At 69.6% G+C, this 13,783-nt stretch carries 12 protein-coding genes and 1 pseudogene; 11 read left to right on the top strand and 2 right to left on the bottom strand.

Annotated elements, in window-relative coordinates; genetic code table 11:
* Positions 1-182: 182 nt before the first annotated feature.
* Positions 183-950, bottom strand: a complete 768-nt coding sequence (locus C1J00_RS24800) for a FadR/GntR family transcriptional regulator (RefSeq protein WP_102911264.1) — start codon at positions 948-950, stop codon at positions 183-185.
* Between the two features lie 127 nt (positions 951-1,077).
* On the opposite strand from C1J00_RS24800, the gene C1J00_RS24805 reads away from it, so the two are divergent.
* From C1J00_RS24805 to C1J00_RS45945, 7 genes and pseudogenes are all read left to right on the top strand, one after another.
* Positions 1,078-2,193 (top strand): enolase C-terminal domain-like protein, encoded by a 1,116-nt coding sequence (locus tag C1J00_RS24805; protein ID WP_102911265.1) that lies wholly within the window; start codon positions 1,078-1,080, stop codon positions 2,191-2,193.
* 94 nt (positions 2,194-2,287) lie between these two features.
* Positions 2,288-3,652, top strand: a complete 1,365-nt coding sequence (locus tag C1J00_RS24810; RefSeq protein WP_102911266.1) for an ABC transporter substrate-binding protein — start codon at positions 2,288-2,290, stop codon at positions 3,650-3,652.
* 12 nt (positions 3,653-3,664) lie between these two features.
* Positions 3,665-4,585, top strand: a complete 921-nt coding sequence (locus tag C1J00_RS24815) for a carbohydrate ABC transporter permease (protein WP_102911267.1) — start codon at positions 3,665-3,667, stop codon at positions 4,583-4,585.
* Between the two features lie 134 nt (positions 4,586-4,719).
* Positions 4,720-5,547, top strand: coding sequence for a carbohydrate ABC transporter permease (locus C1J00_RS24820; RefSeq protein ID WP_439333435.1), 828 nt, complete (start codon positions 4,720-4,722; stop codon positions 5,545-5,547).
* Positions 5,543-5,851, top strand: a pseudogene (locus C1J00_RS24825) (hypothetical protein); the annotation flags it as partial. The gene C1J00_RS24820 and the pseudogene C1J00_RS24825, both read left to right, overlap by 5 nt.
* The gene (locus C1J00_RS24830; protein ID WP_102911269.1) at positions 5,832-6,701 is read left to right on the top strand and encodes an amidohydrolase family protein; all 870 of its coding nucleotides are present in this window, start codon (positions 5,832-5,834) and stop codon (positions 6,699-6,701) included. The pseudogene C1J00_RS24825 and the gene C1J00_RS24830, both read left to right, overlap by 20 nt.
* A 324-nt stretch (positions 6,702-7,025) precedes the next feature.
* Positions 7,026-7,160 carry a lactate utilization protein gene (locus C1J00_RS45945; protein ID WP_219728373.1) on the top strand — a complete coding sequence of 45 codons (135 nt, stop codon included), beginning with the start codon at positions 7,026-7,028 and terminating at the stop codon, positions 7,158-7,160.
* Between the two features lie 657 nt (positions 7,161-7,817).
* Here the strand turns inward: C1J00_RS45945 and C1J00_RS24840 are convergent.
* Positions 7,818-8,513 carry a GAF and ANTAR domain-containing protein gene (locus C1J00_RS24840; RefSeq protein ID WP_102911270.1) on the bottom strand — a complete coding sequence of 232 codons (696 nt, stop codon included), beginning with the start codon at positions 8,511-8,513 and terminating at the stop codon, positions 7,818-7,820.
* Positions 8,514-8,652: 139 nt separating this feature from the next.
* On the opposite strand from C1J00_RS24840, the gene C1J00_RS24845 reads away from it, so the two are divergent.
* From C1J00_RS24845 to C1J00_RS24865, 4 genes are all read left to right on the top strand, one after another.
* A complete protein-coding gene (locus C1J00_RS24845) occupies positions 8,653-9,555 on the top strand; it encodes an endonuclease/exonuclease/phosphatase family protein (protein WP_102911271.1) in 903 nt (300 codons plus the stop codon).
* 194 nt (positions 9,556-9,749) lie between these two features.
* Positions 9,750-11,468, top strand: a complete 1,719-nt coding sequence (locus C1J00_RS24850; RefSeq protein ID WP_102911272.1) for a SpoIIE family protein phosphatase — start codon at positions 9,750-9,752, stop codon at positions 11,466-11,468.
* A gap of 311 nt (positions 11,469-11,779) precedes the next feature.
* Entirely contained in the window at positions 11,780-12,310 is a 531-nt protein-coding gene (locus tag C1J00_RS24860; protein ID WP_102911274.1) for a P-loop NTPase family protein, read from the top strand.
* Between the two features lie 139 nt (positions 12,311-12,449).
* Positions 12,450-13,637, top strand: coding sequence for a Rieske 2Fe-2S domain-containing protein (locus C1J00_RS24865; RefSeq protein ID WP_102911273.1), 1,188 nt, complete (start codon positions 12,450-12,452; stop codon positions 13,635-13,637).
* Positions 13,638-13,783 lie beyond the last annotated feature (146 nt).

The following is a 13,783-nucleotide window of genomic DNA, read 5'->3' on the forward strand; positions in this document are numbered from 1 at the left end:
GCCCGTGGTGTGCGTGGGCGGGCAGGGGAGAGCCCAGCGGCAAGGGGGGAAGGGAGAGAGCGATGTAACATTAGACGTCATATGAATTTCGTCAATAGGTCGCGCGCTGCCGACTCGGCAGGACCTGGACATGCGAACGCCCCCGGCCTGTCTGGCTCGGGGGCGAGTCGGTGGGAGTGCTCTCAGGAGGCGGGCGAGCCGACGTTCGGCACGCGGCGGCGGTTCCAAGCGGTCGTGATGTGTGCCGCCATGGCTCGCGCGGCCCCCTCGGAGTCCCGGGCCAGCAGCCGCTCGGCGACCGCGCGGTGCTCCACGTTGGCCCGCTCGCACGCGGTCGCGTCAGGAGTGCCGTTGTACAGGAACGTCGTGCGCGCCTGGGCGTGCAGGATCCGGATGATGGAACGCCCGAGCCTGTTGTGGGATGCCTGCATGATCCGGTCGTGGAAGGCCACATCGGTCTCGATGAAGCGTGCCGGGACGGCGGTCTCCTCGTCGAGCCGGACGAGCAGCCGCTCGATGTCTCTCAGGTCCTCGTCGGTGGCCAGCTCCGCGGCCTGGGCTGTCATCTGGGCTTCCAGCGTCGACCGGATGTCGACCAACTGGTCGAGGACGACGAGCTGGTCGTCATGCTGGACGGTGGCGGCGAGCACGACGGGGTCGAGGAGGTTCCACTCCTCGGGCGGGGTGACGGTGGTGCCGTAGCCCTGCCGGGCGAGGACCAGCCCCTTGGCCTCCAGGGACTTGACCGCCTCGCGGACGGTGATGCGGCTGACGCCGAACGTCTCACAGAGCTCGGGTTCGACCGGCAGGATCGACCCCGGAGGAATGGCACCCGACACGATCGAGTCGGTCAGGGTCTCCGTGACGGCTTGCGCCAGTCGGGCCGGACGCTTGGGCCAGGGCTTGAGAACGGGAGGCTCTCCTGTCCTGCCGGTGCTGTCCTTGGCCATGCGGGTCCCCTTTGCTGTACGGATGGCGGCGATTCTACTGCGCGGGACTTCTTGACAGCATTCGTATGACGACTTACGTTACACGAAAATTCCGCAGCGCTACTTTCCCGTGCAAGGGGTGCAAGCCGTGCGCATTGCCAAGGTCGAGTGCCATCCGGTCCGGGTGCCGGGAGCCAGTCCGCCCTTCGTCTGGCGGGACGGACTCCTGGGCAGCCCGTCCGAGGGCGAGGCCGCGGTGCTGCGCATCTGCACGGACGAAGGGGTCGAGGGGGTGGCGATGTCCCCTCGGCGGGGCAGTGGTGTCATCCTGGCGGACCTGCTGGACCGCATACTGCGCAAGGAGTTGGTGGGGCAGGATCCCCTGCAGCGGGAATGGCTCTGGCACCGCATGTGGGAGCTCGACCGCACGGAGGAGCTACCGCTCTACCTGCTGGGGCTGGTCGACACCGCGCTGTGGGACCTGGCCGGACGACTCGCCGACCGGCCCACCTGGCAGATGCTCGGTGGTTACCGCACCTCGATACCCGCCTACGCCTCCACTGTCACCTACTCCTCGGTCGAGGAGTACCTGGACATCGCCGACCAGGCCCTGGAACTCGGCTACCCCGCCATCAAGCTCCACGCCTGGGGCGATGCCCGCCGCGACGCCCGTCTGTCGGTGGCATTGCGCGAGCACGTGGGGGATGACGTCCCGCTGATGTTCGACGGGTCGGCGGGCTTCGACCTCCCCGACGCGATCCATCTCGGGCACGCTCTCTCGGACGCCGGCTACCTCTGGTACGAGGAACCGATGAGGGAGTTCAGTGTCACCGCGTACAAGCGCCTCGCCGACGCGGTGGCCGTTCCCCTCCTCGTGGCCGAGACCTCCGACGGGGCGCACATGAACTCGGCCGATTTCATCCAGGCGGGCGCCGCCACCTTCGGAGTCCGCGCCTCCACCCAACTGCGCGGCGGCTTCACCGGCGCGATGCGCACCGCCCACCTCGCCGACGCCTACCGGCTGCGCGCCGAGGTGCACGGGCCGGAGATCCCCAACCGACACCTGTGCATGGCCATCTCGAACACCACCTACTACGAGTCGCTGGTCATGGGCAATCCCATCAGCCGTGAGAGCGGCATCGACGCCCACGGCCTCGTTCAAGCCCCCACCGGCCCGGGCGTCGCCCTTCCGGCGGGCCTGGACTACCCTCCTGCGCTTCAGGCGTTTGTCGACAAGGAGACCGTCACCCCGCCCCGGGCCTGATGACGGGAGCCCCAGGCCCGACGGCCTGTCTCGAACACCCCGAGCGCGGCACCTCTCACCGCTGTGTGTCATTTCCCAAGATCTGAGGTCAGTCATGAACGACGACGTTCCGGTTTCCTCCCGCCGCCGGCTCAGGCACACGGCCGTCGCCGTGCTGGGCGCCGTCTCCCTGCTCGTGCTCGCTGCCTGCGGCAGCGCGGACCCCACACCGACGACGGCTTCCTCCCCCGACGCCTTCGAACCTGTCGCTCAGAAGGAAGGCAGCGAGATCACGGTCTGGGCGGACGCCACCCGCGTTCCCGGTGTGCAGGCATACCAGAAGGCGCACCCGAACGTGAAGATCAAGATCGTCACGTACAGCGGGGACGCCAACGGCGCCAACGACCTGCAGACCAAGGTCCAGCTGTTCGACCGGGCCGGCGGCGGGTGGCCAGACGTCGCCTTCAGCGCCAATGTCAACGACGCCAGCTGGGCATCCCAGGGCAAGAGCCCGTATGCCGCGCCCGTCAACCAGGGCGTGATCCCGCAGTCCACGTTGAAGGGCTTCGCGGACGGCGCGCTGAATCCCTGCACCTTCAACGGCAACACCTACTGCCTCCGGAACGACCTGGCCCAGAACGTGCTCTGGTACAACAAGTCCCTCATGGAGAAGTTCGGGTACTCCGTCCCGACAACCTGGGAGGAGTACCAGGCACTCGGCGAGAAGGTCGCCAAGGAGCACCCCGGCTACCTGGTCGGCACCGCCGGGGACGCCTGGAGCCCCGAGGTGTACTTCTGGGCGAGCCAGTGCCCTGCCAGCACGGCGACCGGCGCCAAGAAGGTGAAGGTGGACCTGCGGGACGCCAAGTGCACCCGGATGGCCAAGCTGCTCGACACTCTGATCGCCAAGGGCTCGGTCTCCAAGGACACCGTCTTCAGTGCCGGCTTCATCAAGAACCAGGCGAGCAAGGTCCTGATGCTCCCCGGCCCGTCCTGGTTCGGCCAGGTGCTCTTCAACTCCACCTTCAAGACCCCCAAGGGACAGGTCGCCGCCGCATCCCCGCTGAAGTTCGAGGGCGACACCAAGAACCACACCGGCAACGTCGGCGGCGGACTGTGGTTCGTCTCCTCCCACAGCAAGAACCTCAAAGCGTCCGCCGACCTGGTCACCTGGATGACGACCTCCGACGCCTACCAGGGCACCGCGGGCACCTACCCCGCGTACAAGAAGGCCGCGGTCACCTGGCTCGCCAACCAGAAGAAGACCGGCTACTTCGCCGAGGACGTCGGTCCCGTCTTCAAGGAATCCGCGGAGCTGATCTGGCCCGGCTGGGCCGCCACCCAGTACAGCCAGGAAGCCATCTACTCCTCCACGGTGGTCCCCGCCCTGAACTCCGGCAAGACGCTCACCGAGACCATGGACACCTGGCAGACGGCCATCACCAACAAGGCCAAGTCCCTCGGCTACACCGTCAACTAGCGAAGCGGACCCATGACGACCCACCTGGCGACGGAGCGCAGCGGCCGCCGACGCGGCCGCTCCGCCCGCAACCCCGCAGGACGAGCCGGCTACGTCTTCGTCTCCGGCTACGTCCTCCTCCTGCTCGCCTTCGGTGTCCTGCCCACCTGCTACGCGGTGTGGCTGGCGCTGTCCAACTCCCGCAACCAGTTGGTCGGGCTCGGCAACTTCACCCGGACGTTCGCCGACTACCGCTTCGGACCGGCCTTCCTCCACATCGGCCTGTACCTGGTGGTGTGGCTGGCAAGTCTGATGATCCTGGTGGTGCTGCTCTCCCTGATGCTGCACGGCCGCATGCGCAGGGCCTCCACCACCCTGCGGTTCCTGTTCTACCTGCCGGGAGCCCTAGCCGGAGTGGCGAGCGTGCTGCTCTTCCTGATCCTCCTCGACCCGGCCGCCAGTCCCGTCGGCTGGCTGCTGAAGAGCTTCGGCTGGAACACCCTCGCCCAGGTCAACGCCCCCGGACACCTGCCCGTGCTCTTCACCGTCATCGCCTTCTGGACCGGGGCCGGCGGCTGGATCGTGGTCATGTACGGCGCGCTCAACAGCATCCCGGACGAAATCCTGGAGGCCGCTCGCATCGATGGCGCCAGTACGCTCCAGATCGCCCTGCGCATCCAGATCCCGATGATCACCAAATGGATCGCGTACATGCTGATCCTGGCCTTCGCGGCCGGCACCCAGCTCTTCGTCGAGCCGCAACTGGTGTCCCTCGCCAGCTGGGGCATGATCCCCGACAGCTGGTCACCGAACCAGCTCTCCTACCAGTACGCATTCCAGGCAGGCGACTTCAACGGCGCGGCGGCGCTCTCCGTCGACCTCCTCATCCTGGGCCTCGCCTGCGCGGCGCTCGTCGTCTTCCGTACCGGCCTGTTCGACAGGGAGGAAGGATGACCACGGCTCCCACGACCACAGCCCGCCGGACCCTGCCGCCCCGTACCCCCGGCGCCCGCACCAGCCCGAGGAAGCCCATGCGCCAAAAGCGCCGCCCAAGGTCACTGGCCGCCCGGCTGGCCTGGCTCGTCGTCATGGGCCTGTCCGCGCTGTTCTTCTGTGTGCCGGTGGTGTGGCTCCTGCTGGCCCCGACCAAGACCGACGGCCAGATCGTGCGAGACAACCCCTTCTCCTTCGGCTCGCTCGGCGCGGTCGCCGACACCTGGCACCACCTCTACGCGTTCCAGGACGGCGCCATCCTCGGCTGGCTGCTGAACTCGGCGCTCTACACGTTCGGCGCGCTGGCCGTGACCCTGGTGACGTCGATCCCCGCCGGGTACGCGCTGGCTCTCACCCAGTTCATCGGGCGACGGATGCTGCTGACCATCACCATGCTCGTGATGCTCATGCCGACAGCGGCGATGGTGCTGCCCCTGTACCTGGGGATGAACGCCGTGCACCTGGACGGCACGATCTGGTCGGTCATCCTGCCGTTCTCCTTCTTCCCGTTCGGGGTCTACCTCACCTACATCTACTTCTCCTCCAACGTCCCCTCCGACCTGCTGTCCGCCGCACGGATCGACGGGTGCTCGGAGTGGCAGGTCTTCCGTCTCATCGCGATGCCGCTGGCCAAGCCCGTGATCGCACTGGTCGGCTTCTTCAACTTCGTCGGCAACTGGAACAACTTCTTCCTGCCGTTCGTGATGCTGCCCGACAGCTCCCAGTATCCGGCGCAGGTGGGGCTGAACAACCTGCTCGCCGCCTCGCCGCTGTTCAACACCTCCAGCGGCGCGGGCAACCAGATCTTGCGGCCCGAACTGGCCTTGGCCACCCTGGTGACCATCGTCCCTGTTCTGATCGTGTTCCTCTTCTCCCAACGGGCTCTCGTGTCCGGCATGCTCGCCGGCGCGACAAAGGAGTGAGGGTGCGGTGCTGTCGCTGACCCTGGCGATGACCGCGGACCACGTCCGTGAGGGCATCCGTCAACCCCGGCACCGCCGACACCCCTGGGTGACCCGGCTCCTGATCGCCGCGGACGACCCGAAGGGGGAACGCGCCGCCCTGGACGCCCGCCGGCCCCTGGGTCGCCTGGTGACCGCGGACGAGACGGCGGCGGCCGTGGTCTACCCGGCGAGCCCCGCCGCGGCGTCCGTCACCGGCATCGCCCGGCGGAAGAAGGAGTCGACGAGTCGTAGGGGGGACCGCGATGGAGCGGAACACCGCTGAGGGCGTCATCGACGCGCACCACCACGTGTGGGACCTCTCCGTCCGCGACCAGGATTGGATCACCGGACCGGAACTCGCCCCGCTGCGCCGCGACTTCCTGCTCGCCGACCTGGAGTCCCAGGCCCGAGCCGCCGGTGTCACCGCGACGGTCCTGGTCCAGACGATCGACGTGCCGGAGGAAACGCCCGAGTTCCTGGCGTTGGCCCAGGACAGCGACCTGGTGGCCGGCGTCGTGGGCTGGACCGACCTGACCTCCCCGGATGTCGCCCGCGCCCTCGCGACGCTGCGGGAGGGGCCGGGGGGTGAGCACCTGGTGGGCATCCGTCACCAGGTGCAGGGCGAAACAGATCCTCGATGGCTGGTGCGGCCGGACGTGCTGCGTGGGCTGACCGCGGTGGCCGCAGCGGGGCTCGTGTACGACCTGGTCGTCCGGCCCCACCAGCTCGCGGCCGCGCAGGAGGCCGCCCGACTGCTTCCGGGCCTCACCTTCGTACTCGATCACGCGGGCAAGCCCCCCATCGCCTCGGGTGAGCTGCGGCCATGGGCGGACGCGGTGCGCTCGCTGGCCTTGCTGCCCAACACCGTCTGCAAGCTCTCCGGCATGGTGACCGAGGCCGACTGGGACCGGTGGAGCGTCGAGGACCTCCAGCCGTACGCCAACACAGTGCTGGACGCTTTCGGACCGCGGCGGATGATGTTCGGCTCCGACTGGCCCGTCTGCCGACTGGCAGCCACCTACGCCGAAGTCATCGATGTTGCACGGGAGTTGACGGCCGCACTCCATCCGGCCGAATGCCGCGAGATCTTCACCGGAACTGCACTGCGGACCTACGGCCTGACCTCCACCTGATCCCCGGCCGCTCAGGAAGCGCCAGGCGCATAGTTCTCTTCATCACCTGCTTCAACGACATGATGTTCCCCCGCACCGGCCAAGCGGTGACCGACCTGCTGGAACGGCTCGGCCACATCGCAGAGTTCCCGCAGGGTCGGAGCTGCCTGCTTGAGCTGTTCTCGAACGCGCCGCCGACTGTCGCGCCACCGTCGTCCGCGTTCCCCGTTCCGCCGTCCGATGCCGTGGCCGCCGTGGGCCGCGCACTGGCGCGCACCGGAGCGAGGACATGTACCGCCCCCGGGTTGCCCCGAAGACCCGGTACCCGAAGGGCCCTGGTCCTGGTTGGAGGACGCTCCACCGCTCACGGTCCTACAGCTCGACGCGGCGGACGCCGTGCTCACCACCGTCGCCGCAGCGATCGCCCTCACCGGCACCGTCGTCCTCGACAGCGGACCCGGACAGGACGCCGTGCGCTGACTCTCCTGCCGGACCAGCTGCACGGTCAGGCGAGCCGGATCGTCACTGATGTGCCCGAGGTGTCGCGCCTGCTCCGCTCGACCGTTCCGGCCCCGGCGGACGCCTTGCCGGTGACCGCCTTCAAGCCGGCGGCAGATCGTGGAGCGCTGCAGCGAGTGCGGGCGCCGGGATGGCAGGCACCCTGCGGGAGCGGATTTTCAAAGGGGTGGCGAATCGTTGGTTCTCCGCCATCGGGGTGTATCTGCTCGATGCCGACGGGCTCCGCGTGCTGGAGGCCGAGGTTGCCGTGACTGGACGATGCACTCCGACCTCGCTCTGCTGTCGCCCACGGTCCGGACCGGTCTGTCCGGATGGGAAAACGGTGCAGCTCCGGAGATTTCTGTGATCGGTCACCGATTCGGTCGAATCGCGCAAGAAACCAAAAGTGACCCCCCTACTGGGTCAGCTGGGCGAGCGGGATTCAAGCAGATGAGGCCCGCTACCACTCCTTGTGTCAAGACGTAGGGGTAAGCCCCCGGTCCGGCCTTCCCGCCTGGGCCTCGACGCCGTCGACCCGCTCCTACACCCTGCACACCTCCAAGAGGTGAGCGCCGTCATACGGAAGACCTGATCGCAGAACCCCCGGTGATCACCGGCACGCCGTACGACCCGGGCGGATCAGGCCGGACCGTCGGTGTGCTTCTCCCGGATCCGCTGGGCCACGTCGCGCAGTTTGATGTTGTGGTGCTGGGAGATGTTGCGCAGCACACCGAAGGCGTCCTCGTCGCTCATCCCATGGCGTTCCATGAGCATGCCCATGGCCTCGCCGATGGCGTGCCGGGTCTCCAGGGCGTGTTCGAGCTGGTCGATCGTGCGCGCGTCCGCCAGGGCGACCGCGGCGTGCGAGGCCAGCAGCCAGCCGGCGGTCGCGATGTCCTCGGTGAAGGCCCCCGGGCGGCGGGAGTACAGGTTCAGGGCGCCGAAGTCCTCTTCATGGGTGTAGAGCAGGACCCCGGTCATGCTGCCGATGCCCAGTGCGCGCGCGGCCTCGGCGTACCGCGGCCAGTCCGGCTGCGGCCGGGTCATGTCCGCGATCCTGAACACGCGCTCCTCGTCCGCTCGGCGGGCGAGATCGAAGCACGGCCCCTCGCCCAGCGCGCCCTGCAGGCGGTCGGATTCCTCGACCATGTCCCCGTAGGAGGACAGCGTCACGGCGCGGCCCTTGCGCACCGCCAGGATCCCGGCCGCGTCACAGCCGTCCACCAGCTTCACGGCCGACGCCGCGATCTCGTCCAGCGTCTGCTGCACCGAGTCCTGCTTCAGCAGGGTCCGCGCGAGCAGGGCCATTTCCTCGGCGAACTTCTGCCACTCCATGCGCCACCACCCGGGTCGGTCACCAGTCCGGCCACCCTACGCACAGCCTGATCCCCGCGGGGCGAAGGCGCCAGGCCGATGAGCCGGAATGTGAAAGGGGGACACACGTGTGTCTTCGGCGCCTCCGTCCCATAACCTCATGCAGAGAGACGCCTGCGGACAGGTGTCCGGTGAGGAGGCGAAGGTGCTCGGTAAGGGTACGGGCGCGCGGTTGCTCGCGTGCGCCATGCTGGCGGTCTGCATGGTGCTCGTCGGCCCCAGCACGCCGAACGGTGGCCTCTTCGCCGGACCGCGGCACGCCGCAGCCGCCGGCGACGTCGTACCGAACCGGGTCCTGACGTGGAACATCTGCAACCCCTGCGAGGTGAGCGACGTCGACCGGGCCGCGGACATCGCCGCGTACGCGCCCCAGGTCATCGGCATGCAAGAGGCGTGCGTGCGAGACGTGGAGAGGATCCGGGAGTACCTGAAGAACCTTCACGGGCTGGTCTACAACGTCGAGTACGGGTCCGTGCTGCGCAAGTGGGGCCGCTGCGGGGGAGCGCCGTGGAGTCCGGGGGCCTTCGGCCAGGCGATCCTGTCGGCCGCACCGATGACGGACCCCGTCAACGTCGAGTATCCGGACGGCGGATCGGAGGACCGCGGTTACATGGCCGTCACCACCACCGTGGCCGGACAGCCCGTCCGGGTTTTCAACACGCATCTCGCGCAACGGCGTCAGGAGACGGTCCGGGCAGACCAGACGCGCGTGCTCGCCGCGGAGGTCGCCCGGCACGATCGCGCGATCCTCCTCGGCGACTTCAACGCCGACCCGGACGCCCCCGAGCTCACCCGGATCTGGGCACTGGCCACGGACGCGGACCCGCAGTGCCGACCGTCGCCCACCGGGACCTGCCTGCCGACCACCGACTGGCAGAGCAAGTTCGACTACGTGTTCCTGCGCGGCTTCGTCCCGCTCAGGCACCGTGTGCATCCGACGCCGCACTCGGACCACCACCTGCTGCACACCGACGTGAACCCGACCGACGTCGACCCGACCTGAGGAGGCGTCCTGGCCGGCTTGCCAGATCCCTGGAATCGCAGGTCAGCGGCCCGCACCCGGTGATCACGGGCCCGGCGCGGGACACGGTGTCGCCGGGCGACGTGGAATTCTGCGCCGTATGGGCATACGGGGAGGGCAGACAACCAGGGCATGCCGGCGACGAAGACGCCGGCCCGATCGGCAGGGAGGCCGCGATGACGGGGCCGGAGTACACGGAGACCGTTCACGGGCCGTCCGTGCCGACAGCGTCCGTCGTGCTGGCCGGGACCCTGGAAGCCATCGGCGCGGGCGCCTACGTCGTGGACGAGCAGGGCTGCATCATCGCCGTGAACCTCCGCGCCGAGCAGCTCCTGGTCCGGTCCGCCGACGACATGGTCGGGCATGACGCGCACGACCTGCTGCACCGCGGCCCCGAGGGGCAGCCCCTGCCGCGAACCCAGTGCGCCATGCGGCAGGCCTTCCACGCCGGGCGCACGGCCCAGGCCGACGAGGACTACTTCGCCTGCGGCGACGGCACCCTGCTGCGCATCTCCTGGCTGATCACGCCGTACGACGTCGGTGGCCGGCACGCCGGCACGCTCGTCGTCTTCCACACACCCCACCACCCGCAGGCCACGGACCCGCTGCCGGAACCGGTGGCCCAGCCACTGTCGGAGCTGCACCGGCTGGCGCTGCTGGCCGAGACCACCGCGCAGCTCACGTCCACGCTCGACGTCGACGAGGCGCTGCGCAGGCTGGTGGCCCTGGTCCTGCCCCGGCTCGCGGACTGGGCGGTCGTCGACCTGATCACCGAACGCGACGAGGTGTGGCGTGCCGTGGTGGTCCATTCCGACGGTGACACGCTCACGCACCACGAGGATCTGCAGGGGCCGATGCCGCCGATCCCCGGGGAGTCCCCGATGCCCCTGTCCAGGGCACTGCGCGGAGTCGCCTCGAACCTGGCCGGTCCGCAGACCTACCAGGGGCCGCCGGACTCCGGCATCGCGGTCGAGCAGCGCCACCTGTTCGACGTCACCGGGATGCACTCCGCGGCCATCGCGCCCATTCGCAGCACCCGCTCGGTCCTGGGAGCGCTGACCCTGGGCCGCGACAAGGACCAGGCGGCCTTCACCCCCGCAGACCTCCCCCTCATCGAGGACATCGCCCGCCGGGCGGGCCTCGCTTTGGACAACGCCCGCCTCTACCAGCGCCAGCGCAAGGTCGCCGAGACCATGCAGAACCATCTGCTGCCGCAGATGCCGGGCGTCCCGGGCCTGCAGATGACCGTCCGCTACCTGCCCGCACCCGACGCCTCACAGGTCGGCGGCGACTGGTACGATGCCTTCCCCCTGTCCGACGCGTCCACCGCCCTCGCCATCGGGGACGTCGTCGGCCACGACCTGGAGGCGGCGGCCGGCATGGCGCAGGTCCGCAACATGCTCCGCGCCTACGCCTGGTCCCAGCACGAACCCCCCAGCCGCGTCGTCGAACGGCTCGACGAGGCGATCCAGCACATCACCGACGTCGCCATGGCCACGACGATCTTCGCCCGGGTCGAACCGGCCGAAGAAGGCAACTGGCAGCTGTCCTGGACCAACGCCGGCCACCCCCCGCCGCTGCTGATCAGCCGCGACGGCCTGGCGCGCTACCTCACCGACGGCCACGGCATACTCCTGGGCACCCAGACCGGCACCCGGCGCCCGGACGCCACCGTGCAGCTGCCGCCCGGCTCCACCCTGGTGCTGTACACGGACGGCCTCATCGAAGCGCCCCGCCGCACCCTCGACGAGGGACTGGACCGATTGCGCCAGCACGCCGCCGCCCTCGCCCACCGCCCCCTCGCCTCGTTCACCGACCAGCTCCTGCGCCGCGTCCGCCCCTCGGGCAACGACGACGATGTCGCCGTCCTGGCCGTGCGCGTCCCCGAGCGCTGACCCGGAACCGGCGGGACGAGGTCGCCGGCCTCATCCGGGCGGCGGACCGGCCCGCCGCGGAATTCGCTGGTGACGGGCGACGGCCCGCGCCCATACTGACGCGGTGGATCCAGTGACCCTCGAGACCGGGCGTCTGGTGCTGAGGCCCTTCGGGCCCGGCGACGCGGACGCGGTGCGAGGACTGGCCCCAGGGCTGGGCCCGCGACGACTGGTGAGGCCCTGACGTGGAGCATGCGAAAGGCGGGGGCATGGCGGGACGCGCGGTGAGAGCGGACCTGCCCATGGCGCCTCGTGGTCCGGTCTCCGCGCTGATGGGCACAGAGCGGACTCGGCTGGTCGTGCTGAGGGGCAACAGCGGTGCCGGGAAGTCGTCCGTCGCGGCCGGGATCCGTGAGAGGTTCGGGCGGGGACTGGCGCTGGTCGGACAGGACAATCTGCGCCGGATCGTGCTGCGGGAAAGGGACCGGCCTGGTGCGGCGAACATCGGTCTGATCGATCTGACGGCCCGCTACGCCCTGGACGCCGGGTATCACGTCGTGGTCGAAGGGATCCTGTACGCCGACCACTACGGCGAGATGCTCACCCGGCTGAGGGCGGACCACCGTGGGCCGACTCACGCGTACTACCTGCACGTGCCGTTCGAGCAGACCCTCGTCCGCCATGTGACCAAGCCCATCGCGCACGAGGTCGGCGAGGCGCAACTGCGCGACTGGTACCGCGAACTGGACCTGCTGCCCGGCGGCATCGAGACCGTGATCGGTGCCGACAGCACCCTGCGCGAGACCGTGGACCGCATCATGCGGGACACCGGCCTGGCAGGTCTGCCCACGCTCGATCTCTAGTCACCCGTACGCACGCACCGGGCAGGGCGTGGCCAGCGCGCCGAGGTGAGGATGGACGGTGCCGGGCGCCCGCGTCGGCGGCTCGGTGCTGCCCGATGTGAGGCGCGGCTGTCGCTGCCCGTACGCGCGAGGGAGAGGTATGACCGAGACCGACGAGGCCGGAGCCTTCTCCGCCGGGACCGAGTGGCCCTCGGCGCACCGCGATCCGAGTACCGGCACGGTCGACCTCCGGCGCGTCGGGGCGCACCCGGACCACTGGTATCCGGTCGCACTGTCGAAGAACGTGCGCAGCAGGCGGACGTTCGCGACGGCGTTCGCCGGCGAGCGCATCGCGCTCTACCGCGGGGAGAGCGGCACCGTGTACGCGCTGGAGGACCGGTGCGCACACCGTCAGGTGCCGCTGAGCATGGGCGTCGTGGAGGGCGAAGCACTGCGCTGCTGCTACCACGCGTGGGCCTATCGCGGCGACGGCCGCATCTCGCAGATCCCGTACCTGGCCAAAGGCGACGGCCGGCCGCCGCGCGGCGTGCGCGGCTACCCAGTCCGCGAGGCGTACGGCCTGGTGTTCGCGTTCCCCGGCGACCCGGACAAGGCGGCCGACACCCCGCTGCCCGATCTGCCGGCGTTCGGCTCACCGCGGTACAAGGCGATGACCTACTCCCGGACCGTGCGCTGTCACTACTCGTTCATGCACGAGAACCTCCTCGACATGAACCACCAGTTCCTCCACCGGGGCGTGGTGGGCAGACTCCGTCCGGAACTGCTCGACTCCCGGACCGACGAGCGGTCGGTGGAGGCGAGGTACCTGTTCAGTCACGCCGGGGGCAAACGGAACCGCGGCGCCAGCCTGCTGGCCGCCGAGGGCATCGGCGGCAGCGACTCCCGTGACGTCATGACGATCCGCACCGAGTACCCGTACCAGACCCTCGACCTGGTCCCGGAGAACGCCGAACGGCCGGCCTTCCGGCTCTGGGTCGCCTACGTGCCCGAGGACGCCGAGCAGCGCAGATGCCACACCTTCGGCCTGCTCATGATCGAGAAGCCGCGGATTCCCGGTGCCCTGCAGTTGGCCTGGCCGCTCATCAGGCGCTTCACCGAGCGGGTGTTCGCCGAGGACCGGATGGCCGTCGAGGCCGAGCAGCGGGCCTGGGACGAGCAGGGTGAGGACGGCAACCGCGAGGTGTTCTCCCTCATCCTGGACGTCCGGGAGGTACTGCGCACCAACGGCGTCCCCATCCGCCCCCGGGCCGCCGCGTGCGGCGCCTCCTCGATGTGCGACGGCCATGACCGCGGGCCGGTTCGCGGGGCGGACGCCGGCACTTCTTGAGATCACGCGTCTCGCCGACGCCGTGGGATGGCGGGGATGCCGCCCGCGCCGGGCCTTGACGCCGTGGGATGGCGGGGATGCCGCCCGCGCCGGGCCTCGACGCCGCCGAATCGCGAGGATGCCGCCCGCGCCGGGCCCCGTGGGGG

Source organism: Streptomyces cahuitamycinicus, assembly GCF_002891435.1.
GTDB classification, from domain to species: Bacteria; Actinomycetota; Actinomycetes; order Streptomycetales; family Streptomycetaceae; genus Streptomyces; species Streptomyces cahuitamycinicus.